This is a genomic window from Liquorilactobacillus hordei DSM 19519, from assembly GCF_019443985.1.
In the GTDB taxonomy this organism is placed as follows: domain Bacteria; phylum Bacillota; class Bacilli; order Lactobacillales; family Lactobacillaceae; genus Liquorilactobacillus; species Liquorilactobacillus hordei.
The window spans coordinates 499,912-514,737 of the sequence record NZ_CP049303.1; the positions used below are offsets into that span (position 1 = coordinate 499,912).

Consider the following 14,826-nt stretch of genomic DNA (forward strand, 5'->3'; position numbering starts at 1 on the left):
AGATTAACTTAAATTAATAAAATCGGTTACAGGAGGATTTTTTGTTGGATATTATTTCTAAACTGTATGGCCCATTTTTCGATGTTGAGAATTGGAAATTAGTAATTGAATCTGGAAGTGATTGGCTTGTAATTTTGTCACTTGCATTAATAGAATGTTTACTTTCAGTAGATAACGCAATTGTGTTGGCTGCACAAACAAAGGCCTTGCCTACAAAAAAAGAACAAGAGAAATCTCTCTTTTATGGTTTGTGGGGAGCATATGTTTTTCGTTTCCTAATTATCGGGATAGGGACATATTTAATAAATTTTTGGGAGATTAAGGTGTTGGGAGCTGGATACTTACTTTATTTAGCACTCGCTCATTTTTATCATATGTATCACCCAATTACTAAGAAGAAAAAGGACAAAGGAAAGAGATTGTTACCTTTATTTTGGTCTGTCGTTATCTCAATTGAATTGATGGATATCGTCTTTTCGATTGATTCAGTGCTAGCCTCGTTGGCGATTTCTTCAAATCCAGTAATTGTATTGATAGGTGGAATGATTGGAATTTTATGTATGCGTGGAATCGCTGAAATAATAATCAAACTCATGGAGATTATTCCTGAACTTGAGGTAATGGCGTATGCTTTAATTGGATTAATCGCAGTAAAATTATTTATTTCAATTCCTATGATTGATATTGAAATTCCTGCACCTTTATTTGCAGGTGTTGTGCTGTTAGCAATTTTGGTTACATTTGTTGTAAATCGTGTAAGAAGATAACTGAAAGAAAAGCATACTTTAAAACTCAAAAGGCTGGTGACTAGAGGAATGTATAAGTTAATTGCATGTGATTTAGACGAGACACTCTTGAATGATCAAAAGGAGATTTCATCAAGAAATGTTCAAGCAATCAAGCAAGCAGTTGCAAAAGGTGTTTTCTTTGTTCCAAATACTGGGCGTAATTTTTTGACAGTCCAGGATAATTTGCGTGAATTAGGACTGTATCAACAAGCAAATTCATATGTGATTTCATTTAACGGTGGTGCAATTGTAGAAAATCGCGGGAATCAGGTCCTAACGACTAATTTTTTACCATTTGATGTAGTTAAGCGCCTCTTTGAACTAGGTTTAAAGAATGATTACTGTATTCATGTTTATTCGCTAGATAAACTTTATATTTGGAATATTAATAATGAAGAGGTTAATTACCTTTCTGGAAGAGTTTCTGATTGGGAAGAGCTAAAAGAAGATAACATAGACGCACTGGAAAAAGTTAAGTTGATAAAGATAATTTTTAATGTGGCAAGCAAAAATGAACGCAAGGAAATGGAAAAAGTAGTTCGAAAGAATATTGATTATTCTTTGAATATTACTTTTTCATCAGATCGATACATTGAATTCAATTCCTCGGAAGCTGATAAGGGGCAGGCACTCTCGAAGTTAGGAAAAATGTTAAATATTGAAGAACATGAAATTATCGCAATTGGGGATAATGGAAATGATTTAGCAATGATAAAAACTGCGGGTCTTGGCGTGGCGGTTGCAAATGCTCATGAGTTGATAAAGGAAAATGCTAATTTTATTACTTCAAATGATAATAATAACAGTGCAGTCGCAGAAGTTATTGAGAAATTCATCTTGTGAAAATCGGAGGTGAGGGCATGGTGACTGAGATACAAAATGAGTCAGATATTCCTCTTACAGGTCTAGCACTTATTGATTTTCATGCAGATTGGTGTGGACCATGCCAGATGTTTGCGCCTGTCTTTGCAGAATTAGAGGAAAATTTTGGTGATGAGGTTTTTTTTGGTAGTGTAGATGTTCAAGAGAAGCAAAAAATGGCTCATAGCTTTGGTGTAATGAGTATTCCTTGTACACTTTTATTTGAAAATGGGATTCCAAAAGAAAAGGTACAAGGTTATAAACCATATGGCAAGTTTGAAACCTATCTTGAACAAAAAATTGAGTCATTGACGTTAACCAACAGGAATAAGTGAAAGAAAGGAATGGTGTAGATGTTTAAAGCTGATGATAAACGATATGAGTATCTACCAGTGAGACGAGTTGGGTCAACCGGATTGATATTGCCAGTTATTTCACTTGGATTGTGGCGGAACTTTGACAGTAAAAGTCCTTATTATGATCGTAAACAATTGATTCTGCACGCTTTTAACAAAGGACTGTTTAGTTTTGACTGTGCTGACCGGTACGGAAGTCCTGAAGTTGGATCAGCAGAATCTTTACTAGGTAATATTCTAAAAAATGAACTGCAACCATATCGTGATGAGCTCGTAATAACGACAAAAGTTGGCTATGAGACTGGACCAGGACCATATGGACAGATGCTATCAAGAAAATCAATATTGCAGTCAATTGATCATAGCTTGAAACGTCTTCAGACTGACTATGTGGATATTTATTATGCCCATCGTTTTGATCCAGAGACAGATCTTTTCGAATCTGTACAAGCGTTGGATCAAGTTGTTAGGCAGGGTAAGGCACTTTATATTGGGATTTCGAATTTTGATAATGAGCAAACTAAAGATGCAATTAAACTTTTTAAAGAGCTTGGAACACCTTTTACCGTTAACCAAGTTTCATATAATATGTTGAATACAACAATAGAAAATGACGGGTTATTGGATACGCTTAGAAAAGAACAAAAAGGATTGGTTGCATATGGTCCCTTAGCAGAAGGCTTACTAAGTTCTCGTTATTTGAAAGAAATACCTGCGGACTTTCCTATCCATCGTACAAGTGAACAAATTTTTGATGAGGGCACAAAAAATCTTTTGAGTAAACTAAATGCATTAAATGAATTTGCACAAAAAAGGAATCAAACACTAGCGCAATTAGCTTTATCATGGTTACTTGCTGATCAAGTGGTCTCAAGTGTGATAATTGGAACAACTAGTGAAGCTCACTTGGATGATAATCTAGAAGCAGCTAAGAAATTAGCATTTACAGATGATGAAAAAAATGAAATTAAGAAAATATTGGGTAAATAGTTAGTAATATCGATATATAGAATTGCTAAACGATGAAGAGGTGTGGAAATTAGTCTATTAGACTGTTAAGCACTCTCTTTTTATTTGTATAATTTTTTGTTATAATCATAAACAGTGTCAATGGTGGTTCGCGAAAATCCCACCAGAATAAAAAACTAGAAAGAGGTATTATAGATGCAAAATTCACACGAAAAAACAGTGGGGATTATTAAGGCCGGATTGATTGCTGCGATGTATGTCGTGTTGACTTTATCCGCTTCCGGGTTAGCGTACGGACCAATCCAGTTTAGGTTGTCGGAAACTCTAAATAATCTTGCGGTTTTTAATAAACGTTATATTTGGGCAGTTACAATTGGTTGTGTAATTGCAAATATATGGTCTAGTCTTGGAGTGGCAGATGTTATTTTTGGATCACTAGGTTCGCTCATGATGACATCACTTAGCTATTGGTTGAGTAAATACGCAAAGACTACAACAGGCAAATTAATGATTAGTGTGGCTGTATGTACAGTTTCTATGTGGAGCGTTGCACTGGAACTTTATTTAATTAGTCGTGCTCCCTTTTGGGAAACGTATTTAACAGTTGCTGCCGGAGAATTTGCAGTGTCAGTTTTAGGGGCAGCTATTATCAAGGTAGTTAGTTTAAGGGTAGATTTTAAGAAATAATACAGAAAAAAATGATTTTAATACTTTTCATATATATAAAAAGAAGTGTTAAGTCGGAAAATTTTGAATTATGGAACAATATTTATACGAAAGAAATAGAGAGATTGAACCAAAAGTTAACTTTTGACCCAACCTCTTTTTTGTAATTTCTATATTAGGTTAATACTAGACACAGGTTTCATAAAGTAGAGAGCACCTTTTACTAAGTATAAGTGACCAATTAATGTTTATAAAAGGCGATTTCAATTATATTTTCATCATAATCTTTTACGCTAATCACAGTCATTTTGCCAGCAGCTCCACTTTTTTCAATAGGCCCAGTGAGTACAGGAACGTAATAGCTAGCAAGGTGATTAAGCACGTCTTCTAGAGGTGTGCTCGCTACGAGACAGAAGGTAATATTTTGACTGCTTTTTGCCGAAGAAACTAATTGTAGTTCTAATAGTTGGTGACCACAGCGCATAATGGCTTTCTCATTATCTTCAGAAATAATTGGCATATCAAAGACTTCATGATAGAAGCGGACAGCGCGTGCAATATTAGTAACAGGTAAAACAAGATGATCAATTCGTTTGATATTCATTAAGTAACACTCCTTACGGATAGATTATATCATGCAAGATCCTGCGTAAGTATGTTTCGTAGAAAAAGAATGCTAAAAATTGTAACACTCAATTCAGTAAAAGGAACACTCAGCCAAACACCAGTTATGCCGAACAAATAGCCAAAAAGGATAATAGTAGGTAGTAAGATCAGGTAACCTCGAAGGAGTGATATGAAAAAAGAAAGCCGAGGTTGATTGATAGAAACAGAAAAAATCATGATATTTATGTTGATTCCTGAAAAAAAGAGACTTAAAAAGTAAAGTGGAATTCCATAACTTGCATACGTTATCAGCAAGTTACTATGGTCATTGTTAAAAATATTAATAACTGGATATTTGAAAATTACTAAAAATAAATAACAAAATAAGGCAATGACCAAACAGGTTACTAAACTTGCATTAAGTAGTTTGCGAACATTTTTCCAATGGCTTTTACCATATTCACGGGCGACAAGTGGTTGCATTCCGAATGAAATTCCATTAAAAAAAGCCAGCGCAATAATTGCAATATTAGCAATGACTCCATAGGCCGCAACTTCATAGTTACCACCTAATCTCAATAAAACAATATTAAAAAAGAAGATACTAACTCCTGTGCTCAACTCTGTCAGTAAAGAAGGAAATCCAAGCCTAATGACAGACTTTATTAGAGTTAGATTTGGCAGTTTCAATTTTAATTTAAGCTTCCTATTAGGAAAAAAACGGTGATTGGTAAGAATTATAAGACTTGTCAAAGGTGCGAAGAGTGTCGCAAAGGCGGCTCCGTTCATACCAAGCTTAAGTACAAAAACAAATAGATAGTCAATTAGGACTACTACACCAGTTTCAGATAATGTAGCCAGCATTGTTAATTTAGGATTACCATCGTTTCTAATAAAATTAACGGAAACATAATTTATAATGAACAGAGGCGCTGAAAGTGAAATAATTCTGAGATAAGGTGCTGCAGTTGTAATTGTCTGTGAATTAGCACCCATTAAGTATAAAAGTTGATTGGTAAATATATTCGCAATAATTATGAAGAAAATACCTACAGAAACTCCCAAAACAAGTAGTTGACCATACAGTGAATGAGTGTCATTACCATCGCTTCCTTTGTTCATGGAATAAATAGTTGCTCCACCAATCCCAAGCATTAATCCAACTGAGTTGAATAAATTAAAAATTGGCAAGACGATATTTAAGGAAGCTAAGCCAATTGCTCCAGCGGCGATTGCAATGAATAAGGTGTCAACAATCACATATAATGAAAGCCCGAGGGATGCAAAAATATTTTTAACTGTATAGTTTGCAAATTCTTGAATAATTGTTTTTTTTGATTCCAATGGATAAATCTCCTGACATCTGGTTATTTCAAATTCAGTATATCAGAGGATTAAATGATATTCTATCTTTCTGAGAAGTTGCCCATAATTAGTGATAATGGTGGAATACATCCCTTTTAATTGTCTGAAATGAAATTGGAATGATAGTAATTAAGAAGGTTTAGATACTAAAAAAGACTGCCATAAGATTTTTTGGCAGTCTTTTAACTTGTTCATAAAATATGGGTTAGTTTTTTGATTTTGGAAAAGTGTGATTTTCGACATCAATGAGAAACTGCTCCAAATGTTTGAAGTAGACTGGTGCATTATCAATCATATGATGATGACCACCATTTGGAGTTGTTTCCAGTCTAGCATTTGGAATAGTTGCAGCCATCCGTTTCGCCGTTGTAAGTGGCATTGTTTCATGTTCACCGTAAGTAATCAATGTTGGCATCTGCAACTTGTGGATATCGTTTCTACGATCCCAGCCCTTCATTTTTCCTGTGACAACAAATTCATTATCTCCTTGGAAATAATTATAGACAGGTGTAGCCATCGTCTCTGTTAGGTGTGAGATTGCAGGTGGCTGTTTACGGTCAACATAGCCTTGATTTAATTTATCAATTAAAGATTGATAGCGTTTATTAACATAATCATTTTCAGATTCACATTTTTTCATGAAAGTAAGATCATCATCTGAAAATTCCTTTTCACGAATCTTGTTAATGTTAGTTACATATTCATCGATGTTATCAGTCATACTAGAGATAATGATACCTTTTAGATGTTCAGGGTACTTGAGAGCATATTCTTGTGTTAAAATGCCACCCCATGATTGACCAATCAAGTAGAAGTTTTCTAGGCCAAGCTTGGTTCTAACTTCCTCTACTTCGTCTATAAAGTAGTCCATGTTTAGGAATTTATCAATATTTTCCTGAAGGCTAAAATCTGGTTGGTCAGAATACCAAGATCCAAGCTGATCATACATGGTTACCTGAACACCAATGTTTGCTAACTTGCTGGCAAAATTTTCATAATATTCATGGTTACCACCAGGGCCACCGTGGAGACATAGTAATTTAATGTTTCCTTGGCCTTCTGTATGAGTCCAAAGATGATAGCCGTTCTCTAAAGTAAGAATAGTAGTTCCTTGTTTCATTAAATATCCACCTGATTTCTTTAGCAATAATTCAATCATACCACCATGATTAGCAAGTAGAGCATCATAATTTTATAAATTTTGACTATTGATTTGAAATGCTATTTTTATTATGCAATAAAGAGCTAGAACAAATCAAAATTTACTTTTTTGATCCAGCTTTTTTAGTAAGATGCAAAGCTAATTTACTTTCTGCCAGTTGAATTGAGTACGATTGTTCTTCGTTACCGCGGACTGTCATACGCATATCTGTAGCATAAATTATTAGACCTAATTGATGATCCTTAGGGATTTTGTAGAAAGTCGGTTGTAATTTGACCGAGACTGGATAAAAAGTGTTTGGTAGCAGTTCATCATTTTTCCATAATGAAGTCCGGTTTTGAAGATTAATATGACCCACAGAAATCATCTTCCAAGGTGTTTCTTTATCCAGTGTGAATTCTGTCAAATCATCTTCTCTCCAATGATACCCTAGATTGAGAGCTTTTCGCGCAAGTGTAGTAGGGACAGGCTTGAATCTTTTTTTGTTTCCATAATCTACGAGCATAAAACTGAGTAATCCATGATCTTTGTTCGTTGAAACATTTACAGTAACTTCAGGAGCACCTTGTAAGAGCATTTCTTCTTCAAAAAGTGCAGATTTAAAGATTAGTCGATTATTTTTTAGTGGTGAGTTCTCGACTTGCAAGAGATGTTCTTTCCAGAGAGCATGGTTTGTGGAGTATAATGAAAAATCTTCTTCATTTAAATGGTCTTGAAAGTTAGCTGCACCTTCTTGTAGCTCACTGTTTTCAGGAACAAGTTCATGTTGTTGCAGTAATAAGTTTTGTGCGGGCTCGTTTGAATCCCAATCTTTGTAGCTGTGCCATGTTTCGACTTGTAAATTATCTTGTACAAGTATATCTGGCAAAACTTCAGCTGCATTGTTTGGAACATCATACAACTTATATGATAACCAGAGGTTCATCATGTCAGTGAAGTCGAGTGAACGAAAATTATTGACATAAATATGTTGTCCTTGATGTAAGATTAATTTTTGCTTAATGGGTAATTCCTTTAATGAGTTCCATAGTTGGTAGACATTGCGTGGTTTGACATTCCAGTCATTCAATCCATGGACCATTACAATATCGGCCTTAATTCCTTTAATATTTTTCAAGTAATTTCGGGCATCCCAAAAAGAATTATAATTCCCTGTTGTTCGATCCTGTTCTGCGGTAATTTTCTGCAACTGCTTGCTAAAAAATTCTTTAACTGACAGATAGTCACCGGCCTGTTTTTTTCGACTGAAGCATTCAAGGGCTAACACATCAGCATCTTCTCCAGGAAAACCACATGGTGCTACTACTAAACCGCCATCGCGATAGTAGTCATACCAACTAGAGATTGCAGCTTCGGAAATAATTGTTTTTAGTCCAGCAACACCTGTTGTTGCAGCAGCTGTTGCAAGTGTTCCTAGATAGGATCTACCGGTCATTGCAATAGCATTATTACACCACCAAGCCTCAATTTGAATATTATCAGTTTTATTTGTAAAAGCTCTGCGTTGCCCATTTAACCATTCGATAATAGCAACAGTTGAGGCAGTTTCATCTTCGGATCCACAAGTTCGAACGCCACCTGAGTCCATTGTACCAATTCCAGCAGCATAGACAGCAGCAAATCCTCTTGCAAGAAAATAATCATTGAGGGTATATGAGAACTCTCTACTAAATGTTTCAGAAGCTTCTTTGGTAATCCCAGCAGGTACTCGTGGATTAGGCAATGGAGACGGTGAAGAATGGTAGGCAATCTCATCATAAGTAGTATTATTGGGAATCTTGTGGGATAAGGGAACATTCATTGGATGCATGAGCTTATCACCATCCTCATCATTTGTTCCTTGATTATATGGACTTGCAGTGTATAGTGCTGGAACCTTTAGACCAGTGTTTGTTTCAGATGGTCGAATTATTTCCACTTTGAGTAAGTCAAGTTTTCCATCTTTATCAGTATCCAGTGTAGATTCAACATAAACAACTTCTCTAATCAACTTATCTGTATTAAATACTGGCAAAGCTTTCCCATTGAAAAAAAGTGGTTGTGTGACCTTTCCATAAAATTTCACGAAGAAACCATTTGCGGCTAAAACATCAATCAATAGTTGACCATTTTTGGTATGAGTACACAACAAGTCATACCATGCAGATAATAGAGTATCGGTAGTAGAGATATTAGTTATATATGGCAAATTAATTTTTTCCATTGCCTCTATTGGATTTGAGAAGTTGAAGTCAATCTCTGGGAGAAATTCCAGTAGCTGCAATGCAACATTATAAAATGCAGTTACGGAAAAGTTCCCTTGATTGATGTATGTAAGTAAATCAGTATTCGCATCTGCCAAAAGTGAGGCTAATTTTTCAGTTTGTGAACTGATTGTTAGTGCCTGTGGGAACGCACGAATGACTAGTTCACGCCAGGTTTTTGCAAGTGTCTTCTTTGCAAGTATTTCTGGAGTCAGGTAACCAATACTTCTGAGCTCAGTGATTTTTTGTGAACCTGAAATGGTAATATGAGCAAATTGATTATTTTTCAAGATAAAACCTCCTGGATTTAATTCTCTAATTGCTTGATTATACAATATAATTAGGCAAATTAAAAAAGATGAAGGACTGGTTCAAAAGTTGCTTGATCCAGTCCCTCTATTTATCATGACTAAACATATTTATAAGCCGAAATTCTTCGACTAACTTCGAATTACTTAAAGCAAAAATCTCGTTACATCCGTAATTTCAAGTTAGTGCTCTAACTTTTCTAACTGTCATCTTCGCTATCCTCATGTTGACTAATATAGAGAATTAATCAGCTAATTTGCTGTGTTTGATACCATATGTGAAATACAGAATCATTCCTATAATGAACCAGATGATTGAAGCAATCCATGTTTCTGCCGATAAGCGAGTCATCATAATGATACACAAAATTCCAGAGATAACGGGTAAAACAGGATAGAATGGAACTTTAAACCCATCATGGGAAATATCGTCTCTTTTACGTAATGGAATTACTCCAAAAGAAACGAAGGTAAATGCAATTAAGGTTCCAATATTTACTAAATTTGCAAGTTGGTTAAGTGAAACCAGACCACCCATGGTAGCAATGATTATTGTGACGACAAGCATACTATTATTAGGAGTATGACTTTTAGCATTGATTTTTCCAAGAAAAGCAGGTAAAAGTCCATCTCGACCTATTGAATAAATTAAGCGTGAACTACTATAAATCATGGTAACCATCATTGTAAACATTCCAGCTAATGCACCAATTGAAATAATACCGGCTACCCAATTTTGATTGACAGCCTGAAGTGCGAAAGAAACCGGATCGGCTACATTTAACTTAGTATAAGAAACCATCCCGGTTAAGACAACGGAAACTAAGATATAAAGAACGGTACAAATTACGAGTGTTCCAAGAATACCTAAAGGCATGTTTCTACGAGGGTTTTTGACCTCAGCAGCTGAAGCAGAAACTACATCAAAACCCAGATAGGCGAAGAATACGGAAGATGCACCAACAAAGACTCCATTTACACCGAAGGGCATGAATGGGTGCCAGTTAGCAGGTTTTACATAGAAAGCACCAATAATTAAAAAAAGCGCAATAATAGCTATTTTTATCAACACGATAATGTTATTAATCCTAATTGAAGACTTGACACCTTTTGAGAGCATAAAAGAAATTAGGACAATAATTAAGACGGCAGCAAGATTAATATATGTTCCGTGTGCTGGATCAAAGTTACCACTGAGTGCTTTAGGTATATGAATACCAAATCCTAGTAAGAAGGATTTTAAATAGGCAGCCCATCCCGTAGACACAGCTGCAACAGCGAGCATATACTCAAGAATCAAGGCCCAACCAAGAAACCAGCCAATAATTTCACCAAAGACAACTGTTCCAAATGAATAAGCACTACCAGCGATAGGCAATGCAGCCGAAAACTCAGCATAACAGAGGGCTGCTGTAGAGCAAACTACCGCAGCTAGAATAAAGGACAACACAATACTTGGGCCAGTGTGCATAGCAGCCACAGTTCCTGGAAGTATGAAGATTCCAGCGCCAATGACGGCCCCCACACCAAGTGCAATAAGATCACCAGCGCTTAATGTTTTCAAAAAACGGTTGTCTTTTGTGATATAACGAGATAGACTTTCTTTACGTAAAATGCGTTCCTTTAAATTCAAAAGAAATACCTCACCTTTTCTTTATTAAATATTATGGTTTAAATCATAAACGCATTTGAAGCATTCTGTCAATTCATATTATGAAAATAAAATTAGTCAATGAATAGAACTATGAGAATATTATGTGCAAAATGTATGAAAAAAACTTGAAACAATATTTTTTTATTGGCTTTTTCGTAGTAATGAAGTGGTAGAGTTATTATAATTGCTATATGAATGATTGTTACTTATATTGTGAGGAGTATCTCAGATTAATTATGCAGTTTGAAATGGATGGAAAATGATGAAAACACTGATAGTCATATGTGGTGCACCGGGCTCAGGTAAGACAACGATACAGAATTATTTGTCTGAAAAGTATGGATTTCAACGAGTAATTACTCATACCACAAGGCCACCTAGAATAAAAGAAAAAAATAAAGTTGATTACTATTTTGAGTCAAAAAACAGTTTTTTTGAGAATCACTTTATTGAATACGTAGAATATGCAGGTTATTTGTATGGATCTTCTTACGAGGGATTAGAGTTGGCTTTGCGAAAGACAGATACGGCAACCATAGTGTTGGAAACTGAGGGGGTCCTTAGTTATAAAAAGGCAATCAAAGACATGCAGGTATTATTTTGGTATGTTAAGGTTCCAGACATAAAACAACTCGCAGTACGTATTTTGAAACGCGGAGAGTCGGAAAAAGAAGCTGCCAAAAGGTTAGCAAGTGCGGAAGCAAAGAGAGATATGAGAATCTCAACAAGACTAGAACCATTTTGTGAAATAATTGAAAATGGAAATTGGCAAGAGACAACGAAGATTGTGGATAGGGTTCTAAAAGATGCAGGAGTCAAGAAAGTTTAGCATAAGATAGCTCAATTTTTTATGACTTATATCAAATTTATTATATAATGAAGTGTGTGTCTCCAATCACTATCAATTGTGGAGGTGAAGAAATGATTGATGTTGCAGTAAAAATATTACAAAAAAATAAGTATAAGATAACAAAACAAAGGATAAGTATGTTAGAGTACCTTAGTCATTTTCAAGAACAATACATCAATGTTGCAGCTGTTGATAAGTATATGCATGAAATTTATCCTGGAATGAGTCACAATACAATTTATAGAAATATCAAGGAATTTCAAGAAGTTGGGATAATTGAACAGCGAACACGTGATGGGATTGCTTGTGTTAAGTATCAGTGTGACTTTGTACATCAGCATCACCACCACTTTATTTGTAAAAAATGTGGAAAAGTTCAGGAAGTACAGATGTGTCCATTAGACTTTTTCGAAGAACAGCTTCCTGGATGTGAGATTGATGATCACCATTTTGAATTATACGGAATTTGTGCCGATTGTATAAGATTAGGCAAAGACTGATTGTAAGAGGTACTAAGTATTCTATATATATTTTAAAATAGCAATATAAATATTATTTAGAAATGGAGCGATTAAAATGGCATATCGAACGCCACCGTTCATTACGCCGTTTGCGGTAATGTCAGTAGTCTTAGCACTTGGGGCTACAAATGTTGCGGTAAATACTGTGACAAACACAAATGAAGGTAAAACTGTAACACAAACATCTTCGACCAGTTCGAGTTCAAGTGAGAAAGTAAGCTCAGAAAGTTCAGTATCCTCTAGTGAACCTTCTTCAAGCAGTATTTCTTCAAGCAGCTCATCTGAATCTTTGTCGTCTTCAGAAAGAACGAGTAGTTCGGAAGAAGAAAATGCAACATCAAGCAGTAGTAGTACTCGTTCAAGCAGCAGTTCATCATCGACGGAAGATGAACAAACAAGTGCAAGCCAGAGTTCTAGTACTACAGCTTCAAGCAGTTCGACGCAGACAAATCAGACTGATAGTGCGAGTTCAAGCGCACAGACAACCAAGACGGAATAGGGGGTGTTTCTTTGTTTAGCATAATTGGAATTATCAACAGTTATTTAGGATATATTAATATTAATGTAAAGATTAAAAATAGAGTTTACACCGTCCTAGGAACTGTAGGAAATTTTTATCTATTGTATGTGGCATACCAATTTTTTAAGAATGGATTTATAGCAAGAGGGGCACTCTTTATTCTAGCTTTCATTGCATTGGCATATTTTTCATATTTAAATGTTATCCATTATTTTACGAATAAAAAGTCACGCATTGATTTTTCTCCTTGGATTGAAAAGAAGCTACACCTGAAACCAAAGGAAGAAGAAGTGGGAAAAGCCTCCGGAATCTCTAAGGCAGGTTATGTCCAGACTAATGGAATATTTGCTAACGAGAAGATGTTGCCAGCTTCAATTAAGATGAATCAGGAGAATCGCCTTAACCTTAAAAAAATTGTTGCTACACTTGAGCAGCAAGGGTATCTTAAGTTGAACTTTGGAGGTTTGTCAGAAGATCAGCAGTTTAAGATGGCTCGAACCAATACTAATGGGATTGATGCTTTGTTGGAACCAGTCGCACTCCCATACTTCGAGTTAGAGAAACGTGGAAGTAAGTTCGTTATTCTTGGAGGAGTGAACCCATTGGAACGAGAAGAATTAGGGCAGATAATCCGAGTTGGATTAACACCAGTGGAAGATCTAGGAGACAAGTATGAGATATTTCTTGCTGCAGTAGTAATCCAAGGCGGTCCGCATAAATTTGCAGGTAGATCTTCTCTTGTTTCAGAGGAACAGCCTTTTAATTTGGGAATTCAAGTGGCATATAAGAGTAAACAAGAGGGTTAAATTATTGGCTTGATTGGAAAGTATATAAAGTGTGATATAGAGCGGAAAAGTTTCGATTTATAAAGTACGTTTAGTCATAATAAATAGTGAAGGCTGAATCAAAATTTAATTTTTTGATCCAGTCTTTTTTTTGACGATTTACAATGATCTGAAACAAGAAATTAACTTTCTACCGAGTGTTTCTAGTGAGACTATGAATGAAAAATAAGTAGCTTTTATCAATGTAGTATATTTCTATACTTTGAGATACCATGGAATACAAAAATTGAATAAATACTGCCATAATCCCTTAGAGACAAGGCTTAATAGAGATAATTAGTTTGAGTATAAAAAGATATTCCTTGCATAAAAAGGAAAATTTAATTAGAATGCTTATTAGCGTATGTTAATTTAACCGGAAGGGGAACAAAAAATGCCAGTTATTGAATTTAAAAAAGTTGAAAAATATTATGGAAAATTTCATGCCCTCAAAAATATTAATTTACAGGTTGAAAAAGGTGAAGTTGTAGTTGTAATTGGCCCATCAGGATCAGGTAAAAGTACATTAATCCGCACAATTAATGGTTTAGAAGAGATTGAGGAGGGGCAATTATTAGTCAACGGATATGATTTGGCTGATAAGAAAACAGATTTGAATCAGATTCGTAAAGATGTTGGGATGGTTTTTCAGCATTTTAACTTATATGATAATAAAACTGTCCTTGAAAATATAATGTTAGCACCAAAACTTGTTTTGAAAAGAAATGAAAACGAGAATAAGGAAACGGCATTGAAGCTATTAAAATCAGTAGGTGTTTCGGACAAGACTGCATCTTATCCAAAACAATTATCTGGTGGACAAAAGCAACGTGTTGCAATTGCTAGAAGTTTGGCTATGAAACCTAAAGCATTATTATTTGATGAACCGACATCTGCGCTTGATCCAGAAATGATTGATGATGTATTGAATGTTATGAAAGAAATTGCAAGAGAGGGAATGACGATGGTTGTTGTAACACATGAGATGGGTTTTGCTCGTGAAGTTGCTGATCGGGTTGTATTTATGGACAAAGGTGAAATCTTAGAAGATGCGCATGCTGATGAATTTTTTGAGGCACCTAAAGAAGAACGTGCAAAGCAATTTCTAAGTAAAATTATCAAGCATTAGAGGA

The 14,826-nt window shown here is 35.2% G+C and carries 15 protein-coding genes; 10 read left to right on the forward strand and 5 right to left on the reverse strand.

Annotation, left to right across the window (positions count from 1 at the left end):
- Nucleotides 1–44 precede the first annotated feature (44 nt).
- The 5 genes from G6O70_RS03540 to G6O70_RS03560 all read left to right on the forward strand — a co-directional run bounded on the left by G6O70_RS03540 (nucleotide 45) and on the right by G6O70_RS03560 (nucleotide 3,661).
- Nucleotides 45–767, forward strand: a complete 723-nt coding sequence (locus G6O70_RS03540; RefSeq protein ID WP_057869301.1) for a TerC family protein — start codon at nucleotides 45–47, stop codon at nucleotides 765–767.
- A gap of 48 nt (nucleotides 768–815) precedes the next feature.
- Nucleotides 816–1,631 (forward strand): Cof-type HAD-IIB family hydrolase, encoded by an 816-nt coding sequence (locus tag G6O70_RS03545; protein WP_057869302.1) that lies wholly within the window; start codon nucleotides 816–818, stop codon nucleotides 1,629–1,631.
- Between the two features lie 17 nt (nucleotides 1,632–1,648).
- Nucleotides 1,649–1,984, forward strand: coding sequence for a thioredoxin family protein (locus G6O70_RS03550; protein WP_057869303.1), 336 nt, complete (start codon nucleotides 1,649–1,651; stop codon nucleotides 1,982–1,984).
- A gap of 18 nt (nucleotides 1,985–2,002) precedes the next feature.
- The gene (locus G6O70_RS03555) at nucleotides 2,003–2,995 is read left to right on the forward strand and encodes an aldo/keto reductase (protein ID WP_057869304.1); all 993 of its coding nucleotides are present in this window, start codon (nucleotides 2,003–2,005) and stop codon (nucleotides 2,993–2,995) included.
- Between the two features lie 174 nt (nucleotides 2,996–3,169).
- Nucleotides 3,170–3,661, forward strand: coding sequence for a QueT transporter family protein (locus G6O70_RS03560; protein ID WP_057869305.1), 492 nt, complete (start codon nucleotides 3,170–3,172; stop codon nucleotides 3,659–3,661).
- Nucleotides 3,662–3,881: 220 nt separating this feature from the next.
- Here G6O70_RS03560 and G6O70_RS03565 read toward each other — a convergent pair whose 3' ends face one another.
- The 5 genes from G6O70_RS03565 to G6O70_RS03585 all read right to left on the reverse strand — a co-directional run bounded on the left by G6O70_RS03565 (nucleotide 3,882) and on the right by G6O70_RS03585 (nucleotide 10,957).
- On the reverse strand, nucleotides 3,882–4,244 hold the full coding sequence (locus G6O70_RS03565) for a VOC family protein (protein ID WP_057869306.1): 363 nt from the start codon (nucleotides 4,242–4,244) through the stop codon (nucleotides 3,882–3,884).
- A gap of 29 nt (nucleotides 4,245–4,273) precedes the next feature.
- Entirely contained in the window at nucleotides 4,274–5,590 is a 1,317-nt protein-coding gene (locus G6O70_RS03570; protein WP_057869307.1) for an MATE family efflux transporter, read from the reverse strand.
- Between the two features lie 226 nt (nucleotides 5,591–5,816).
- Nucleotides 5,817–6,731 (reverse strand): proline iminopeptidase-family hydrolase, encoded by a 915-nt coding sequence (locus tag G6O70_RS03575; RefSeq protein ID WP_057869308.1) that lies wholly within the window; start codon nucleotides 6,729–6,731, stop codon nucleotides 5,817–5,819.
- Nucleotides 6,732–6,873: 142 nt separating this feature from the next.
- Nucleotides 6,874–9,306: a Xaa-Pro dipeptidyl-peptidase gene (locus G6O70_RS03580; protein WP_057869309.1), complete on the reverse strand. Its 2,433-nt coding sequence runs from the start codon at nucleotides 9,304–9,306 to the stop codon at nucleotides 6,874–6,876.
- A gap of 262 nt (nucleotides 9,307–9,568) precedes the next feature.
- A complete protein-coding gene (locus tag G6O70_RS03585; protein WP_057869310.1) occupies nucleotides 9,569–10,957 on the reverse strand; it encodes an amino acid permease in 1,389 nt (462 codons plus the stop codon).
- A 280-nt stretch (nucleotides 10,958–11,237) separates the two neighbouring features.
- Between G6O70_RS03585 and G6O70_RS03590 the strand changes: the two genes are divergently transcribed.
- The 5 genes from G6O70_RS03590 (at nucleotide 11,238) to G6O70_RS03610 (ending at nucleotide 14,822) form a co-directional block, all read left to right on the forward strand.
- A complete protein-coding gene (locus G6O70_RS03590) occupies nucleotides 11,238–11,807 on the forward strand; it encodes a guanylate kinase (protein WP_258236154.1) in 570 nt (189 codons plus the stop codon).
- A gap of 92 nt (nucleotides 11,808–11,899) precedes the next feature.
- Nucleotides 11,900–12,328: a Fur family transcriptional regulator gene (locus G6O70_RS03595; protein WP_057869312.1), complete on the forward strand. Its 429-nt coding sequence runs from the start codon at nucleotides 11,900–11,902 to the stop codon at nucleotides 12,326–12,328.
- A gap of 76 nt (nucleotides 12,329–12,404) precedes the next feature.
- A complete protein-coding gene (locus G6O70_RS03600) occupies nucleotides 12,405–12,848 on the forward strand; it encodes a hypothetical protein (RefSeq protein ID WP_057869313.1) in 444 nt (147 codons plus the stop codon).
- A gap of 11 nt (nucleotides 12,849–12,859) precedes the next feature.
- Complete coding sequence (locus G6O70_RS03605) at nucleotides 12,860–13,675, forward strand: DUF6681 family protein (protein WP_057869314.1); 816 nt, start codon at nucleotides 12,860–12,862, stop codon at nucleotides 13,673–13,675.
- A 412-nt stretch (nucleotides 13,676–14,087) separates the two neighbouring features.
- Entirely contained in the window at nucleotides 14,088–14,822 is a 735-nt protein-coding gene (locus G6O70_RS03610) for an amino acid ABC transporter ATP-binding protein (RefSeq protein WP_057869315.1), read from the forward strand.
- The last annotated feature ends 4 nt before the right edge of the window (nucleotides 14,823–14,826 follow it).

Coding starts and splice junctions, on each gene's coding strand:
- G6O70_RS03545 (WP_057869302.1), top strand. CDS start 816: ATGTATAAGTTAATTGCATGTGATTTAGACGAGACACTCTTGAATGAT.
- G6O70_RS03550 (WP_057869303.1), top strand. CDS start 1,649: ATGGTGACTGAGATACAAAATGAGTCAGATATTCCTCTTACAGGTCTA.
- G6O70_RS03555 (WP_057869304.1), top strand. CDS start 2,003: ATGTTTAAAGCTGATGATAAACGATATGAGTATCTACCAGTGAGACGA.
- G6O70_RS03560 (WP_057869305.1), top strand. CDS start 3,170: ATGCAAAATTCACACGAAAAAACAGTGGGGATTATTAAGGCCGGATTG.
- G6O70_RS03565 (WP_057869306.1), bottom strand. CDS start 4,244: ATGAATATCAAACGAATTGATCATCTTGTTTTACCTGTTACTAATATT.
- G6O70_RS03575 (WP_057869308.1), bottom strand. CDS start 6,731: ATGAAACAAGGAACTACTATTCTTACTTTAGAGAACGGCTATCATCTT.
- G6O70_RS03590 (WP_258236154.1), top strand. CDS start 11,238: ATGATGAAAACACTGATAGTCATATGTGGTGCACCGGGCTCAGGTAAG.
- G6O70_RS03595 (WP_057869312.1), top strand. CDS start 11,900: ATGATTGATGTTGCAGTAAAAATATTACAAAAAAATAAGTATAAGATA.
- G6O70_RS03600 (WP_057869313.1), top strand. CDS start 12,405: ATGGCATATCGAACGCCACCGTTCATTACGCCGTTTGCGGTAATGTCA.
- G6O70_RS03610 (WP_057869315.1), top strand. CDS start 14,088: ATGCCAGTTATTGAATTTAAAAAAGTTGAAAAATATTATGGAAAATTT.